Origin of the sequence: Enterobacter sp. 03-F-07-AD-ECC, from assembly GCF_047530935.1 — a bacterium.
GTDB lineage: Bacteria > Pseudomonadota > Gammaproteobacteria > Enterobacterales > Enterobacteriaceae > Enterobacter > Enterobacter cloacae.
This window is the reverse complement of sequence record NZ_JBLKBZ010000022.1, coordinates 1-16,494: the sequence shown is the minus strand read 5'-3', so window position 1 is coordinate 16,494 and position 16,494 is coordinate 1. Positions and strand designations below refer to the sequence as shown.

Here is a 16,494-nt window from a genome sequence, read left to right as displayed (position 1 = left end):
TTAACATGGCAATTCCTGTTTATCTGTGGCTGAAGGACGATGGCGGCGCGGACATCAAAGGTTCCGTGGACGTTCAGGATCGTGAAGGCAGCATCGAAGTGGTGGCGCAGGAACACAACCTGTACATCCCGACCGACAACAACACCGGCAAGCTGACCGGCACCCGTATCCACACGCCGTTCCTGTTCACCAAGGAGATCGACTCCTCCAGCCCGTATCTGTACAAGGCGGTGACCACCGGTCAGACCCTGAAGTCTGCGGAATTCAAGTGGTACAAAATCAACGATGCCGGCCAGGAAGTGGAGTACTTCAACACCAGACTGGAAAACGTGAAGGTGGTGAAGGTGAATCCGGTGATGCATGACATCAAGGATCCGTCTTTCGAGAAGCACAACCATCTGGAGCAGATTGAGCTGCGCTACGAAAAAATCACCTGGACCTACAAGGACGGCAACATCATTCATTCCGATTCCTGGAACGAACGCGCCACCGCCTGAGTCTCGTGCGGACGGGTTCTCCCGTCCGCCGTTTTTGCTGAACGCCTGTAACCGCGGACGTTCAGCAAAGAAAAACACAATCTGCCTGCCTGACCTTATGCGCTTTGGGTTCCTGAATACCAGGAAAAGCGACGGGCGGTAGCGTGTCCGGAACTGATAAAGAGAGAGTCTCATGGAAAATCCAGCCAGCCTGTTACGTCGTCTGAACCCCTACTGCGCCCGTGCGATGGAAGGCGCGGCCTCCCTGTGCCAGACCCGCGCCCATGCGGAAATCCTGCCCGAGCACTGGCTGTTGAAGCTGCTCGAACAGGGGGAAGGTGATCTGACGGTGCTGGCACGCCGCTACGAGTGGGATATGGACGCCATCTGGCAGGATTTGCTGAATTTTCTGGAGAAGCTGCCCCGTTCAGTGCGCAGCCGCCCGCAGCTTTCGGACAGCACTCAGACCCTGATGCAGGACGCGTGGCTGCGCGCCTCGCTGGCGGGCGAAGCGCAGATACGCAGCATTCACCTGCTGATGGCGCTGGTGGACCGGCAGAGCCTGGTGCGCTGCGACGGTCTGTGGCCGCTGCTGACGCTGGGGGTGAGCCAGCTTGAGCGTCTGCGACCGCTGCTGGATGCGCAGTCAGATGAGCGCGAAGAGGTACAACAGGAAGAAGAACTGGCGCAGGGCGGCAGCGTGCCGCTGTCCGGCAGTGAGGTGAAAGAGGGCGAACTGAATCCGGCCCTGCAGAACGCGCTGGATAAATTCACCCTTGATGTCACCGCTAACGCGCGTGAGGGCAAAATCGACCCGGTATTCGGCCGCGACAATGAAATCCGCCAGATGGTGGATATTCTCTCGCGACGTCGCAAGAACAACCCGATTCTGGTCGGCGAGCCGGGCGTGGGGAAAACCGCCCTGGTGGAAGGGCTGGCGCTGCGCATCGCCGAAGGGAATGTGCCGGAATCCCTGAAAACGGTGAGCCTGCGCACGCTGGACCTCGGTCTGTTGCAGGCGGGGGCGGGTGTGAAGGGGGAGTTTGAACAGCGCCTGAAAAACGTCATTGATGCGGTGCAGCAGTCTCCGTCCCCGGTGCTGCTGTTTATCGACGAAGCGCACACCATTATTGGCGCAGGCAACCAGGCGGGCGGCGCGGATGCGGCCAACCTGCTGAAACCGGCGCTCGCCCGCGGCGAACTGCGGACCATCGCGGCCACCACCTGGAGTGAATACAAGCAGTATTTTGAGCGCGACGCGGCACTGGAGCGGCGCTTCCAGATGGTGAAAGTTGATGAGCCGGACGACGACACCGCCTGCCTGATGCTGCGGGGGCTGAAATCCCGCTACGCGCAGCACCACGGGGTGCACATTACCGATGAGGCGGTCAGGGCGGCGGTGACCCTTTCCCGTCGTTACCTGACCGGCCGTCAGCTACCGGACAAGGCGGTTGACCTGCTGGATACCGCCTCCGCCCGTATCCGCATGAGTCTCGATACCGTGCCGGAAGCGCTGACCCGCCTGAAGGCTCAACTCACGGCCCTGGCGATGGAAAAACAGGCGCTGCTGCAGGATATCGCGACAGGTAACACCGCCCACGGCGAACGTCTGGCGGCCATCGAACAGGACGAAGTCCGCATCATTCTGCAACTTGATGACCTGGAAGCGCAGCACGGCCAGGAGCTGAAACTGACGGAAGCCCTGCTGGCCTGCCGCAGTGATATCTCCCGCCAGGCGGAAATCGCTGACCTGCAGAGCCAGCTTGCCACCGTGCAGCAGGGGAACCCGCTGCTGGGGCTGGATGTGGACGCGCGTACCGTCGCCACGGTGATTGCCGACTGGACCGGTGTGCCGCTCTCCTCATTAATGAAGGACGAGCAGACGGAACTGTTACACCTCGAAGAGCACCTCGGTAAACGCGTGGTGGGCCAGGGCGCGGCGCTGAGCGCCATCGCCCAGCGCCTGCGCGCGTCCAGAGCCGGCCTGACGCCAGAAAACGGCCCACAGGGCGTGTTCCTGCTGGTCGGCCCGAGCGGCACCGGCAAGACCGAAACCGCGCTGGCGCTGGCGGACGTGCTGTACGGCGGTGAAAAATCCCTGATTACCATCAACCTCTCCGAATACCAGGAGCCGCACACCGTCTCCCAGCTCAAGGGTTCCCCGCCGGGCTACGTCGGTTACGGACAGGGCGGCATCCTGACTGAAGCCGTGCGCAAGCGTCCGTACAGTGTGGTACTGCTTGATGAGGTGGAAAAGGCGCACCGGGACGTGATGAACCTGTTCTATCAGGTGTTTGACCGGGGCTTTATGCGCGACGGCGAGGGGCGGGAAATTGACTTCCGCAACACGGTAATACTGATGACCTCCAACCTCGGCAGCGACCACATCATGCAACTGCTGGATGCACAGCCGGAAGCCACCGAACCGGAGCTGCACGAGCTACTGCGTCCGCTGCTGCGTGACCACTTCCAGCCAGCCTTACTCGCCCGTTTCCAGACGGTGATTTACCGTCCGCTCACGCAGGAAGCCATGCGTACAATTGTCGGGATGAAGCTCGCACAGGTCAGTAAGCGCCTGAACCGTCACTACGGCCTGACCACGCACATTGATGAGAGCCTGTACGACGCCCTGACCGCTGCCTGCCTGCTGCCGGACACCGGGGCGCGCAACGTTGACAGCCTGCTCAATCAGCAGATCCTGCCGGTACTGAGCCAGCAGCTGCTGACCCACATGGCCGCGAAACAGAAACCAGCTTCCCTGACTCTGGGATGGTGCGAGGAAGAAGGCATCGGACTGGCGTTTGACCTCACAGAAGGAGTGCACGCATGAGCAGTAATCCCCCGTTGAGATTCAGCCACAGCCATCACCTGCTTTCGGTGAAGGGCTGTGACGCAGGGCTTGATGTGCTGGCGTTTGAGGGCGATGAAGCCCTGAGCAAACCCTTCCGCTACCGTATTGAGTTCACCAGCGCGGATCATGCCATCAGCAAAGAGATGATGCTGATGAAAGCGGCTTCCCTGACGCTGCAGGCTCCGGTTGACCAGGGGTATGGCATTAAGGTGCAGCAGCCGGTGCGGGTGATACAGGGAGTGGTGAGCGGCCTGGAACGCCTGGGCACCTCAAAAGATGAAACCCGCTATGCGGTAACGCTTGAGCCGCGCCTGGCGCTGCTCGACCGCTCGCACCAGAACGCCATTTATCAGGACATGTCCGTCCCGCAGGTTGTGGAAAAAATCCTGCGCGAGCGCCACGGCATGCGCGGCCAGGATTTCCTGTTTTCGCTCACCAGAGAGTATCCACGCCGTGAGCAGGTGATGCAGTACGGTGAGAACGACCTGCACTTTATCACCCGCCTGCTGGGTGAAGTCGGTATCTGGTTCTGCTTCACCACCGACACGCGGCTGAACATCGACGTGGTGGAGTTTTACGACAGCCAGCAGGGGTATGAGAAAGGCCTGACGCTGCCGTCGGTGCCGCCGTCCGGGCAGCACTCACAGGGTGTGGACTCGGTGTGGGAGATGGAGAGCCACCATAACGTGGTGCAGAAGCAGGTCAGTACCCGCGATTACAACTACCGTCAGGCCACGGAAGACATGAACGCCCGGGTTGACGCGACCGGCGGGGATACCACCACCTGTGGTGAGGCCTATCATTACGGCGATAATTATCTGACGCAGGGCAGCGCGTATGACCGTAATCCGGTGCCGGAGTCCGGGGCGTTTTACGCCCGCATTCGTCACGAGCGCTACCTGAATGGTCAGACGAAGACCAGGGCCTTCACCAGCTGCCCGGTGCTCTCTCCGGGGCAGGTAGTGAAAGTCACCGGTGGGTACGAAGTGGCAGACGTGTTTGCGCAGGGCGTGATTGTCACGGCGATGCACAGCCATGCCCGGCGTGATGAAGATTTTGGCGTCAGGTTTGACGGTATCCCGGACAGCCCTGATTTTTGTTTCCGCCCGGCGCCAGGCAGCCGTCCGGTGATGGCCGGCACCTTACCGGCCCGCGTCACCAGTACCACCGAAAATGACACCTACGGGCATATCGATAAAGACGGCCGCTACCGCGTCAACATGCTGTTTGACCGCGACAACTGGGAGACCGGATTCGAGAGCCTGTGGGTACGCCAGTCCCGCCCGTATGCCGGCGACACGTACGGCCTGCACCTGCCGCTGCTGGCGGGTACCGAGGTGGCGATTGGTTTTGAAGACGGCAACCCGGACCGGCCGTACATCGCCGGTGTGCTGCACGACTCAGCGCACGGTGACCACGTCACTATCCGCAACTATAAACGTAACGTCCTGCGCACCCCGGCGAACAACAAAATCCGCCTCGACGACGAGCGCGGAAAAGAGCATATCAAGGTCAGCACGGAGTACGGCGGCAAGAGCCAGCTGAATCTCGGCCACCTGGTCGACAGCGAAAAACAGCAGCGCGGCGAGGGGTTTGAGCTCAGAACCGACAGCTGGGGCGCCATCCGGGCGCAGAAAGGGATTTTTATCAGTGCTGACGGCCAGGCGAAAGCACAGGGCCAGGTACTGGAGATGCAGCCGGCGGTCAGCAATCTCGGCGAAGCCCGGGAGCAGATGACATCCATCTCCGGTGATGCGCAGAAGGCGACCGCGAACCCGGCCGATCTTCAGGCGCAAATCACCCTGCTGGAACAGCAACTGACGGATCTTAAAAAATCGGTGCTGTTGATGAGCGCACCGGACGGTGTGGCGCTGACCAGCGGCCAACACCTGCAGGTATCGGCCGGGCAGAACCTGATTGCCACCGCCGGTAAAAATGCGGACGTCAGCGTGGTGAAAAATCTGTTTATCGGGGTGGGCAATGCCCTGAGCGTGTTTGTGCGCAAGCTGGGGATCAGGCTTATCGCGAACCAGGGGCCGGTGCAGGTACAGGCGCAGAATGATCTGATGGCATTACTGGCACGAAAAGAAATCAGCATCGTCAGCACGGAAGATGAAATCAAAATCATCGCGAAGAAGAAGCTTACCCTGAACGGTGGAGGAAGCTACATCACAATGGATGAGAACGCCATTGAATCTGCCACGCTGGGTGAGTACAGAACAAAAGCAGGACATTATGGCAGAAAGGCTAAAGCGAATAATAAAGAAGCAGTGCCTGCTTTAACACCAGAGCAAAGTAGTCCATCTGGCAAGTTCATTTTTTCATAAAGGGTTTTAACATGATTATTAGTCCTCCATATTTAAGACCACATTCAAAGAATGAAAGTGATGATGTATGGGTAAGTAAAATGATGCCTGTTGATGTTAATCGTGGATTTCCGATTAATGGAAAAGAATCTTGGCACGGTGGTGTACATATAAAACATAATGACTCGAGTCATCCACCGGAAATGTTACGTGCGATAGCTGGTGGAACTATTACATTTATTAGAAAGCCAGATGAAAAAGACAAGACGAAGATAGAGCCATTGAATTACAATGGCTATACTGACAACGGTTGCATTGTTATAAAGCATGATGCTGAAATTGGTTCAGGAGAAAACGGGAAAATTACTTTTTACTCAATGTATATGCATTTGAACTTTATTTCCAATGCTCTTTCTGTAGGGGGAAAGATTGCACGAAAAGATTCATTAGGCACAACCGGTATGATCGATGGTGTGAATGCTACGCATATACAAATATACTGTGAAGACCCGTATATAGAAAAAATCACAGGAAGATCACAGCCTCACCTTGATACATCTAAAAATGGAAGGGATGATGTGTACTTTGGTGATGTTCATTTTTACATCCCACCAGGAACTTGTTTCTATAATGGAACATATATAAATGGATTGGCTGTAGTTGAAGAAAGTTCGTCATTATATACTTCTAAATCCGAATTATTTGTAACCATCGAAACCAAAGGAAATGAACGTATTATAACCACCAGGCAGAAGGGCATAGTCGATGGCCAATTTGATATAGTTGGTGAGCCGATGAATGATGCAAGTGGTTTGAATGAAAATAATATGTATGAATATGCTCTGAAAGGATATAAAGACTCAATCTCATCAGGGTACGAATTGCTCCGATTCGGTCGTGTTTTAAACTCAGAAAGTAAACCTCTTTCTAAAAAAAGCTATGCTTATTGGCTTAAGGTTAATTATCCTGGCGGAAGTGGTTTCATCAATGTCGCATCTGATTTCATAAAAAAATATAGCGATGCAGATTTTCCTCATTGGGTGGGCTGGGTTTTAGTGTCCGATGATTCAGACATGAATAGCCAGTGCAATTCACATATTGTGCTAAATTCAAAAGATGAATACAAAAGTCGATTAATATGTAGATTTCCCTTTGAATGGGATCAAAACACATTAGAACAACGCCTGGGTTGGTTACAGGAAAAAAATGAAACAATTGATCCTCCATTGGATACAAATTCATGGGGGAAATTACTAGACCATGCACGAGCTCTTTGCATAAGTGGAGATATTCCAAAAAATAGGGTGTGGCATTTTGAACCAACAGCATTTATTAAGTTATTCAGAAAATGCAATTGGCTTTCTGCTGAAGAATTAGAAAAAATCTATCCAGATAACCTCTATCCTGTTAGAGCATTAGAAAAAATTGGGGTAACTCCGAGTGAAGTCAGAGAGAAGTACAGAACAATCATTAATCGCTGTCTTGAAAAATACTTCGTAATAACGCCAACAAGAAAATCACATTTTTTTGGACAAGGTGCAATTGAATCAGGAATGTTATCTCTAATGATTGAAGGGGCTGCTAGCTTTTCAAGAAATCCTCTCCATTCCAGTTTTGCTTCCGAAGTAGATGGGTATTACAACCCACCTTCTGGTAGTTACCTTGACTATCTGAACGGAAGGCTTGGAAACATAGAGGCTGGCGATGGTCCGAAATTTAGAGGCAGAGGAATGAAACAACTTACTGGCCGCGAAAATTATAGTAAGTATTGGGGCTACAGAGGGTGGATTAGTTTAGATAAATTCCCCATGAGTTATAAAGGGTTTATAAACCAATGGTGGAAGCCTGATAATTTAAGTAAAGCACCGTCTATTGATAACCCTCAACTTCTTTCAATTTCCCCATATAACTGCATTGATGCTGGAGCATGGTACTGGATTGCAGGATCGCGTTCTGCTGGATTTCGCCCAATAAATGCAAAAATAATTGAATGGAATGTTTCACATGAACACTCTAAGGTTGTAACCTATGCCATTAATGGTGGTTATAATGGCGAAGAATTAAGATGGAAACAAACAACTAGAATCTCACGTATATTGATGGACTAAAATATGAAACTAATTATCACAACAATTTTTGGTGTCTTGATTTCCTTGAATGCATATGCATTAGATATTACATTAAATGGTAATGATTCAATAACTATCAATATGAATAACCATATCAAAAAATTGGATTTTGATACTGTCATTAATGGTTATGTTGTTAAATGCAGTGGAGAGAAGCTAATAATTTGGGGAAAGCCTAAAGTAATCAACGAAGGTAACCCACAGGATACAAATGTAATTATAGTAGATCTGGTTCATGGGTACACAAGGATTGAAAAGGGTGTAGGCGAAGGTGTCTTTCATATTGATTTTATAAAGAATAAAAGCTATGCCTACGTTGAAACTAACCAAGGTTTATTTTTAAATCTAATAAACGGAAGACTGAGTTCAGCAAGCCCAGAATTTGACCCTACAGATGAAAGTAACTTTGAGCAGTGTAAGAAGAATAGTTCATGGGAATTCAATAGATATCCTTAGTATGTTTTTCTTCATTTTGCTAAATTAAATCTTGTTAAATAAAATTTTTAAAATTTTATTGTATTCAGTTTGATGAGAAAATATGTCTTATTCCCTAAAGCATCTTCCTGAATGTTATCCACGACCGGCCACACCAAAAATATCCCGCTGGTTTGCTGTCCTGGCGGCAATGCTGGTCATCAATGTGATCCTCATGCGAATATTCGGACGCTACATCGATACCAGGCACTTCTGGTTGTTTGCTATAGGCTCGCCTGTTGTTGTGTGGATTTTTAGTTTCGGTTTTCGTATGTGGCTCTGGTCATTACAGGACAGTAAAGCGAGTAGTTTTGACAGGCGCCGGGAACAGTGGATTTTGCGTGAGATCCGCAGGGCACGCCGTGCGCTTCAGATACTGAATACAACATTTATAACTGCCCATCAGGAAGACGAACAGCGTTCTGTCGCTGTTGAGATGCTCAATAATCACAGCATTATAATTTCTCAGCCCGACTGGGAAGGTGAAAAAAGCAAGAGGCTGAGCCGTATTACCACAGAGCCGGAAGATACTCCTGAATTGGTCGTCTCACGTCTGTTCTCTGAACTCATTGCTGATCTGCCAGTTGACCAGTTTCCGGAAAACGCCTCGCTTGTTGTCATCCTCGATGTTTCGTCATCACTGCCATTCCTTGCTGTCAGAGATATCTGGCAGGAAGCCTGGCACGAGAGTGGCATAACCTGTGCTGTTGAGTACATAGACAGTAATGGACCGGGGATAGTCAGCCACTGGCTGGACCACTGTATTAAAGATGAGGCGATGCTTTTGATTATCGGTCTCCAGATTGATCCGGTTGAATCAAACAATACTGCTGAAGCAGCCGTTGCGCTGCTTCTTGGCAACCGCCTGACACAGGAGGTACTTGAACCTCTCGCGTTGTTACACCGGCCAGATGCTTCCCCTCCTGGTGAACTGAGCGAGGGAATGAAAATGGCCGCCTGGAACGTCCCGCTCAAAGAAAATATCGTTAAAAATTTATGGCTTGCCGGGATGACGGGTGAGCAACGCGCAGAAGTGATCGCGTGCCAGAATGCGCATCCTGCGCAGTCTGTAGCGGACGACTCCGTCATTTCACTCGACAGGTCTATGGGACATGCCGGTGCCGCAGCCCCCTGGCTGGTCATCGCAGCCGCCACTGAAATCGCCCGACAGACACAGTCCCCACAGATGATTATCTGCGGTGATACGACACAGAATGTGCTGTGGAGCACACTCATTACCCCGATTGCTTCCCGACAGGAGATGGATCCGTGAAGCTACCTTTTGCTTTTGCACCGAAGTCTACGGAAGGCCGCTACCTTGCTGTCACATTGATTTTCTTTTTGTTGTTAGCCGCTATGACGTTCATGGTTTGGAAGCATCCGGATATTGCCGGGATTCAGTACGGTAGTCAGCAGCAAACTTACTGGCTTATCGCTGGCGGATGTATTTCAGGATGCACACTTATCATGCTGGTTGTGCACCTGTGGGCTGCTCTCAGTGCCGGTAAAAAGGAGTTTGATGCGCTTGTCGCCAATGCCAGTGGTGATGATGAGAAAAAGAAACGGGAAAATGATAACGACCCTGTTCACCCTGCGGTGGTCATGTGTGACAGGATTCGGGCGCATCTCCGCTCCCGTATTAGTCTTTACTGGCGCAGCAAAACCCGTCTGCTGTTAATCACTGGCGATGAGGCGGCAATCGAACAACTGGTTCCCGGCCTGCAACAGCAGCAGTGGCTTGAAAGTAACCGCACCGTGCTGATTTACGGCGGCAGCCTGGCATCGGAGCCCGATCGCGAAAAATACATCGCGCTGCGCAAGCTGCGACGCGGACGCCCGCTGGACGGGATTATCCGTGTACTACCGCAGTCGCTTAAGCTGACCCCGCAAATCAGCGACAACGATTTACGCGGGCTGGAAAAAATCAGCGAACTGCTCCGCTATTCCGCCCCGGTCTGGCTGTGGCAGTTGTGCGACAGCAACTGGTCGCAGGATACGCGTCCTGAGCAGGCGGTAGGCGCAAGCTTCCCGCTGCGTGCCAAAGCTGACGATATTACACGTCAGCTTGAGCGGATGCTGCCTGCATTGCGAACGCAGGGTGTGAGTCAGGTCACTGAGAACAACCGCCACGACTTCCTGCTGCGCCTGAGCCAGCATCTCCAGGACGGCGGTATCGTCCGCTGGGCTCAGCAACTGGTGCCATGGCTCTCTGTTTCTCAACAGCGCGTTCCGCTGCGGGGGCTGATGTTCAGCCTGCCGGAGAAGAAAACTGCCGGTACGTCAGCGAGCACAGCCGACGCTGAGCAGTATATTCCGGGGTCACAACGTCATGCGCTGACCCTGCCGGCAACCTGGCAGGGTATCGTTGACGACTGCCCCCGCGTGCGTGGCCGCCGTGTCGGTATGGCGTGGGAGCAGACGCTTGCCTGGACGCTGATGGCCATTATCGGTGTCTGGGGGGCGGGAACGCTGCTGTCGTTCGCGGTTAACCGGTCACATATAGTCTCTGTTGCGCAGCAGGCGCATGCCCTGGTGGAGCATCCTTCCGTATCGGATTACCAGCTGACGGCCCTGCATACTCTGCGCAATGATGCCGGCCGCCTGCAGCACAGTATCCAGGACGGAGCGCCCTGGTATCAGCGCTTCGGCCTCGACCATAATCAGCAACTGCTTGATGCGATGCTGCCCTGGTACGGCGTGGCAAACAACCGCCTGATACGCGACCCGGAAAATGAGGCGCTTAAGCAGAAGCTCAGCGCGCTGGCAAATTCTGCCCCCAACAGTGACCAACGGGCACGACTGGCGAAACCGGGCTATGACCAGCTGAAAGCCTGGCTGATGATGGCTCGTCCGGATAAAGCCGACGGCGCATTCTACGCGCAGACCATGAAAACCGTGCAGCCGACGCGAATGGGTATCTCAGCAGGCCTGTGGCAAAGCCTGTCACCGGATTTGTGGGCTTTCTATATATCCGAACTGCCAGCGCAGCCACAGTGGAAAATCACGCCGGATGTGCAGCTGGTCAGCCAGGGCCGCCAGGTGCTGCTGCAGCAGATAGGACGGCGCAACGCGGAAAGCACGCTGTACGAGAACATGCTCAAATCCGTGCGCCGTAACTTTGCCGATGTGTCTCTGGAGGACATGACCGGCGGTACCGATGCCCGTCGCCTGTTTACCACCGATGAGGTGGTACCGGGAATTTTCACCCGTCAGGCCTGGGAGGGGGGGATTCAGCAGGCTATCGAAAAGGCCGCAAATTCCCGCCGGGATGAAATCGACTGGGTACTGAGCGACAGCCGGAAAGCCGTCTCCTCAGACCTGTCGCCGGAAGCACTGAAAGCGCGTCTGACACAACGCTACTTCACTGACTTTGCTGGCAGCTGGCTGAGCTTCCTCAACAACCTGCAACTTAATCCGGCGAACAACATAGCGGATGTCACCGACCAGCTGACGCTGATGAGCGATGTCCGCCAGTCACCGCTGATCGCCTTGATGAATACCCTCGCCTGGCAGGGACAGACCGGACAGCAGCGCGAAGCTCTTTCGGACTCCATCATCAAATCGGCAAAAGATCTCGTAGGCGGAAAAGATAAGCCTGCGATTGATCAGTCTGCGTCAGGACCGCAGGGGCCGCTGGATGACACCTTTGGACCTTTGCTTCAGCTTCTGGGTAAAAACAAGGGCAGCAACGTCATGTCGGCTGATAACTCCCTGAGCCTGCAGACGTACCTGACCCGTATCACCCGCGTGCGTCTGCGCCTGCAACAGGTGGCCAGCGCCTCTGACCCGCAGTCAATGATGCAGACCCTGGCGCAGACCGTATTCCAGGGCAAAAGCGTGGACCTTACCGACACCCAGCAGTACGGCAGTCTCATTTCTGCAAGTCTTGGCGAAGAGTGGAGTGGTTTTGGCAGCACGATGTTTGTGCAGCCGCTGACCCAGGCATGGGAAACCGTGCTTCAGCCCTCGGCGGCGAGCCTCAATGACAAGTGGAGCTGCTCTGTGGTGGCGAACTGGCACACCGCATTTGACGGGCGTTTCCCGTTTGCCGCGAGTAAAAGTGATGCCTCCCTGCCGATGTTGGCTGAATTTGTGCGTAAGGACAGCGGACGTATTGAACGCTTCCTGACGACAGAGCTCGGTGGTGTTCTGCACAAGGAGGGCAGCCAGTGGGTGCCGGATAAGGTCAACAGCCAGGGGCTGAGTTTTAACCCGGCCTTCCTGCGGGCGATTAATCAGCTGAGTCAGCTGTCGGACATTTTGTTTACCGACGGCAGCCAGGGTATCAGCTTCGAACTGCAGGCGCGTCCGGTACCGCAGGTGGTGGAGACGCAACTGACTGTTGATGGACAAAAGCTGCACTACTTCAACCAGATGGCTGACTGGCAGTCCTTCCGCTGGCCGGGAGACACGTACAAGCCGGGGACGATGCTGACCTGGACCACGGTCAACGCCGGTGCGCGTCTGTTCGGGGATTACAGCGGGACTTGGGGCTTTATTCGCTGGCTGGACCAGGGCAAGTGTGCGCAGCTTGATCGCAGTCAGTGGATGATGAGTTTCACCGCGCCGGATGGCCGTACCCTGCAGTGGGTGCTGCGTTCACAGCTGGGCAGCGGGCCGCTGGCGTTACTGGCACTGCGCGGCTTTACGCTGCCCGATCAGATATTCAGCGTCGACAGCGCGGCCACGGCGCAGGCGCTGATGGACAGTACGGAAAGCAGTGATATGGACGGAACGGAATAATGGATATTTTGCAGAATCTGGTTGCCGCCTGTCAGGCGGATGAAACCCTGTTGCGACAGCAGGCGCAGGTACGCACGGAAAACTGGCAGCCCTGGCTTGCCCCGGTGAGCGCAACCTGTCCGGCGGGAGAAGACCCCGGATATGACGATGATTTCCAGCGCATTCGCGAGGAGGTTAATAAGCTTTCCGGCATCGATACCGGGCTGATATGCACGCTTGCTGAAAAACTGCTGACCATTACTGCCAAAGATATCCGGGTTGCCACTTATTACTGCTGGGCGCGCCTGCACCAGGACGGCGAAGCTGGCTTCGCCGAAGGGCTTGAACTGGTGGCAGGATTACTGCAGCGCTACGGCATGCAGCTTCACCCCCGGCGGGACCGCAGCCGCAAGGCCGCGCTGGAATGGCTCGGCGGTACCCGTGTACTGGACAGTTTGTCACTGTACCCGGAGGTCGTACGCGAGGATGCACAGCGTACCGCCGGGGCGCTACTGCTCATTGCTGACAGCCTGGAGACAGAGCCTGAAGCATCACGGGCGGAGCTGAATGCCCTGTACAGCGCTCTTGAGTCCCGTCTGATGAAAGGCGGGGGCGTGGATGCCGTTGTACCGCAGAACGCAAGCAATCAGACACGTAGTCAGCAGCCATCTCACACAACAGAACAGGACGCGCCAGTGCTGAGCCGCATCACCTCGGGTCAGGACTTACTGGCTCAGGCTCGCACCCTGACGGGGTACCTGCGTGAGCAACCCGGTGGCTGGCTTGCGGCGCACCGGCTGATGAAAAGCCTGCGTCATGACACGCTGAGTGCTATTCCGGCACCGGATGCTGACGGGAAAACGCGCATCGAGCCGCCGCGAGCTGACCAGCGGGCGATGCTCAAGCGACTCTATCTGCAACAGAGCTGGCTGGAAATACTGGAGCAGGCGGACAATACCTTCTCGCGCGGTGCCAATCATCTCTGGCTGGATTTGCAGTGGTATACCCATCAGGCCCTGATGAAGTCGGGGCAGGATGTGCTGGCCGACATCATCACAGCCGACCTGAAAGGGCTGCTGCGCCGTCTTACCGGGCTTGAAACCCTGGCCTTTAACGACGGGACACCGTTCGCCGATGAGGTCACGCTGAACTGGATAAACCAGAGCGTGCTGGACGATATGTCCGGCTGGCGGGATGAACCTGTCAGCGCTATCAGTACGGGTGATAACGATATTCTGGCGCTTGAACCTGAAGCACTGGAGAAAGCAGACAGCGAAGGACTGGATGCCACACTCCACTGGCTGCAGACACGCCCGGGTACCGACACCAAAGACAGATGGTTGCTGCGTCTGCTGATGGCCCGTGTGGCAGAGCAGAAAGGTAAAAATGAACTGGCCCTGCATTTACTGGATGAGCTCGACAATGCCGCACAGTCCATCACCCTCGCGCAGTGGACGCCGGCGCTGTTGTTTGAAGTGAAATCACGCCGCTTCCGACTGCTGCGCATAAAAGCCACACGCAGTGAAGCCGATAAGTCACGGCTTCAGCCGGAGATGGACCAGCTTCTGGCTGGCCTGATTGCGCTTGACCCGGCAGGCAGTGCGGTGCTTTGCGGGTAACCAGGACTGAATTCAGCAAATAAGGAAAAACATATGCCAGCAAAAGGTTTTTATCTGGTTCAGGGTGACAAAACGACCTGCGGCGGAAGAATTATCACGGGCGCAGAAGATCACACACTGTTTGGTAAACCTGTTGCCAGGGAGCAGGACGGCGTGACCTGTGGTAAATTTGTAGGGCTTTACAAGGTAGCCGGTGGCATTGATAACGATACCATTCACGGCAGGCGAATGGCCGGAACACTCGACAGCTACAGTTCCTGTCCGTGTAAGGCGAAGTTTATTCCGTCGATGATGGATGATACGTACGAGAAGAGTAGCGGAGCATCTACAGCAGAATCAGCAGCAGGTTTTGTGGCGCCGGGGCAAACTTCCCCGGAATTGCCCTCTTATCTCACTGGTGAACAAAAGCCAACGGGATTTGTATCTGATTACCCTGTGTTAAAAAACACACATGATTTACCTGATGAAAAGTTAAGAATGATGTTTAAGCAAAATAACCAAGACATCATGTTATTAACTTTACCCGAAGTGTTTGATATATTGTCATCCTGGGGGGCGTGGAAATACGGCTGGATTGCGATAACTGAAAGCACACCAGGTCAAATAATTGTTAACTATGGTACAAATATAAAGGATGTCGTCACAACATCCATGTTGGTGGGGCAGTTAGGTAGTTTTGGGATAAAGGCCACGGTATATGTGAATCATAAAGGCACAGAATTGATTAAAATTAGTGGCTACCCTGGAGTTAGGAAAATATTAAATGCGCCAGTTTTTTCCGCAAAGAACCCTAAGGTTGTAGATATAGGCATAGGCAAGTATGGCCTGAAGAAATCGATCATAGAAGGTGCAAGATTAACCTTTTATGTGGCTGCAGCATATCGCACTATCGATTACATAATGAATGATGAAACTTCCTTCGCTGAATTTATTGGTAGTCTGGCAACAGATGCAGTTAAAATTGGTATAGCATCTGCTGTCGTTTGGGGGGTGGGACTGGTTCTGGTAACTCCATGGATCGTTGCAAACTTAGCAATAGTTGTTGTCGTTGGCGGTGTTGCTGCCATTACCTTAAATGTTCTTGATGAAAAATTTGGTGCGACTGACAAGGTTGTAGCCTATATAGAGTCAGCACAACAAGAATTTGCAAACAAAGCCAGAGAGGCTGAACAGGGATTACTGGATCTTGGGGCGATGTTTGCTGAACAAATGCTAATTAGAGGAAAGGATGTGATTATTGAGGAGGTTCGCAATTATATTCGTGATAATCTGACGAGTATTCAACGGAGATTGTACTGATGTTTGAAGAAAAAATGCGTCCTTTTCTTGCTATAGTAATAATCCTTGGCTTATGTGCGCTGAGTATTTATCTTGGGAATAGTATATTTCAGTCATACTTCTCTTTCGAAGATAGCATTGTGTTCTCATGGTTAAGCTTTGCATTAATTGCCTTGCCTGTTGTGATGATTTTCCCACTTACTTATTTTATTCTGATGATTTTTAAGGGGAGGGGCTTTGCTTTAAAAACAATGGATAATTATGTTTCTTATTTGAAGTGGAGTTGCATTGCTATCTTAATATTAGGGGTGTTATTTTCCTGTTTGTACCCTAAAGAATTGCTCAGCAAGGGATATGTCCGTTGTAATGGTATTCCATCAGGCTGGATGGCAGGAACCGCAACCCGCTACGTTAAAGATCCGTCTATCTGCCTCATAAATTGAAAAAATTTAAAACCATCTTATTATATTGCGCAGCTGGATTTTTCACCGTTTATAAATTAGCAGTTAATCAAGGAAAAATAAACATGGATTACTTTGTGCTGTGTTAATACAATGCAAAATCATAATGGATTATTAATGAGATATTCATTTAAACGAGGAGAGTGAAACAATTGAGCCATTGAAAAGTGTTATATGT

10 protein-coding genes are annotated in these 16,494 nt (G+C 52.9%); all 10 read left to right on the top strand.

Annotated features, from left to right (window positions below; all coding sequences use genetic code 11):
* Nucleotides 1–5: 5 nt before the first annotated feature.
* The 10 genes from hcp to ACMWKA_RS21375 all read left to right on the top strand — a co-directional run bounded on the left by hcp (nucleotide 6) and on the right by ACMWKA_RS21375 (nucleotide 16,298).
* Complete coding sequence (gene hcp, locus ACMWKA_RS21420) at nucleotides 6–497, top strand: type VI secretion system effector Hcp (protein ID WP_038985100.1); 492 nt, start codon at nucleotides 6–8, stop codon at nucleotides 495–497.
* A gap of 172 nt (nucleotides 498–669) precedes the next feature.
* A complete protein-coding gene (tssH, locus tag ACMWKA_RS21415; RefSeq protein ID WP_414760594.1) occupies nucleotides 670–3,306 on the top strand; it encodes a type VI secretion system ATPase TssH in 2,637 nt (878 codons plus the stop codon).
* Nucleotides 3,303–5,654 (top strand): type VI secretion system Vgr family protein, encoded by a 2,352-nt coding sequence (locus ACMWKA_RS21410; protein WP_414760593.1) that lies wholly within the window; start codon nucleotides 3,303–3,305, stop codon nucleotides 5,652–5,654. Before tssH ends, ACMWKA_RS21410 begins: the two co-directional genes overlap by 4 nt.
* Nucleotides 5,655–5,665: 11 nt before the next feature.
* Entirely contained in the window at nucleotides 5,666–7,741 is a 2,076-nt protein-coding gene (locus ACMWKA_RS21405; protein ID WP_414760592.1) for a kinase, read from the top strand.
* Nucleotides 7,742–7,744: 3 nt separating this feature from the next.
* The gene (locus ACMWKA_RS21400) at nucleotides 7,745–8,218 is read left to right on the top strand and encodes a hypothetical protein (protein WP_040023730.1); all 474 of its coding nucleotides are present in this window, start codon (nucleotides 7,745–7,747) and stop codon (nucleotides 8,216–8,218) included.
* 82 nt (nucleotides 8,219–8,300) lie between these two features.
* Nucleotides 8,301–9,509: a hypothetical protein gene (locus ACMWKA_RS21395; RefSeq protein ID WP_414760591.1), complete on the top strand. Its 1,209-nt coding sequence runs from the start codon at nucleotides 8,301–8,303 to the stop codon at nucleotides 9,507–9,509.
* Entirely contained in the window at nucleotides 9,506–12,979 is a 3,474-nt protein-coding gene (locus ACMWKA_RS21390; protein WP_414760590.1) for an ImcF-related family protein, read from the top strand. Before ACMWKA_RS21395 ends, ACMWKA_RS21390 begins: the two co-directional genes overlap by 4 nt.
* Entirely contained in the window at nucleotides 12,979–14,577 is a 1,599-nt protein-coding gene (gene tssA / locus ACMWKA_RS21385; protein WP_250182142.1) for a type VI secretion system protein TssA, read from the top strand. Before ACMWKA_RS21390 ends, tssA begins: the two co-directional genes overlap by 1 nt.
* Nucleotides 14,578–14,610: 33 nt before the next feature.
* Nucleotides 14,611–15,876, top strand: a complete 1,266-nt coding sequence (locus ACMWKA_RS21380; RefSeq protein ID WP_250182141.1) for a PAAR domain-containing protein — start codon at nucleotides 14,611–14,613, stop codon at nucleotides 15,874–15,876.
* Nucleotides 15,876–16,298 (top strand): DUF1240 domain-containing protein, encoded by a 423-nt coding sequence (locus tag ACMWKA_RS21375; RefSeq protein WP_414760589.1) that lies wholly within the window; start codon nucleotides 15,876–15,878, stop codon nucleotides 16,296–16,298. The genes ACMWKA_RS21380 and ACMWKA_RS21375 overlap by 1 nt, the downstream gene beginning before the upstream one ends.
* Nucleotides 16,299–16,494: the final 196 nt, after the last annotated feature.

What these genes read in the sequence shown, in the direction of transcription:
- hcp (WP_038985100.1), top strand. Translation starts at nt 6, where the DNA reads ATGGCAATTCCTGTTTATCTGTGGCTGAAGGACGATGGCGGCGCGGAC.
- tssH (WP_414760594.1), top strand. Translation starts at nt 670, where the DNA reads ATGGAAAATCCAGCCAGCCTGTTACGTCGTCTGAACCCCTACTGCGCC.
- ACMWKA_RS21410 (WP_414760593.1), top strand. Translation starts at nt 3,303, where the DNA reads ATGAGCAGTAATCCCCCGTTGAGATTCAGCCACAGCCATCACCTGCTT.
- ACMWKA_RS21405 (WP_414760592.1), top strand. Translation starts at nt 5,666, where the DNA reads ATGATTATTAGTCCTCCATATTTAAGACCACATTCAAAGAATGAAAGT.
- ACMWKA_RS21400 (WP_040023730.1), top strand. Translation starts at nt 7,745, where the DNA reads ATGAAACTAATTATCACAACAATTTTTGGTGTCTTGATTTCCTTGAAT.
- ACMWKA_RS21395 (WP_414760591.1), top strand. Translation starts at nt 8,301, where the DNA reads ATGTCTTATTCCCTAAAGCATCTTCCTGAATGTTATCCACGACCGGCC.
- tssA (WP_250182142.1), top strand. Translation starts at nt 12,979, where the DNA reads ATGGATATTTTGCAGAATCTGGTTGCCGCCTGTCAGGCGGATGAAACC.
- ACMWKA_RS21380 (WP_250182141.1), top strand. Translation starts at nt 14,611, where the DNA reads ATGCCAGCAAAAGGTTTTTATCTGGTTCAGGGTGACAAAACGACCTGC.
- ACMWKA_RS21375 (WP_414760589.1), top strand. Translation starts at nt 15,876, where the DNA reads ATGTTTGAAGAAAAAATGCGTCCTTTTCTTGCTATAGTAATAATCCTT.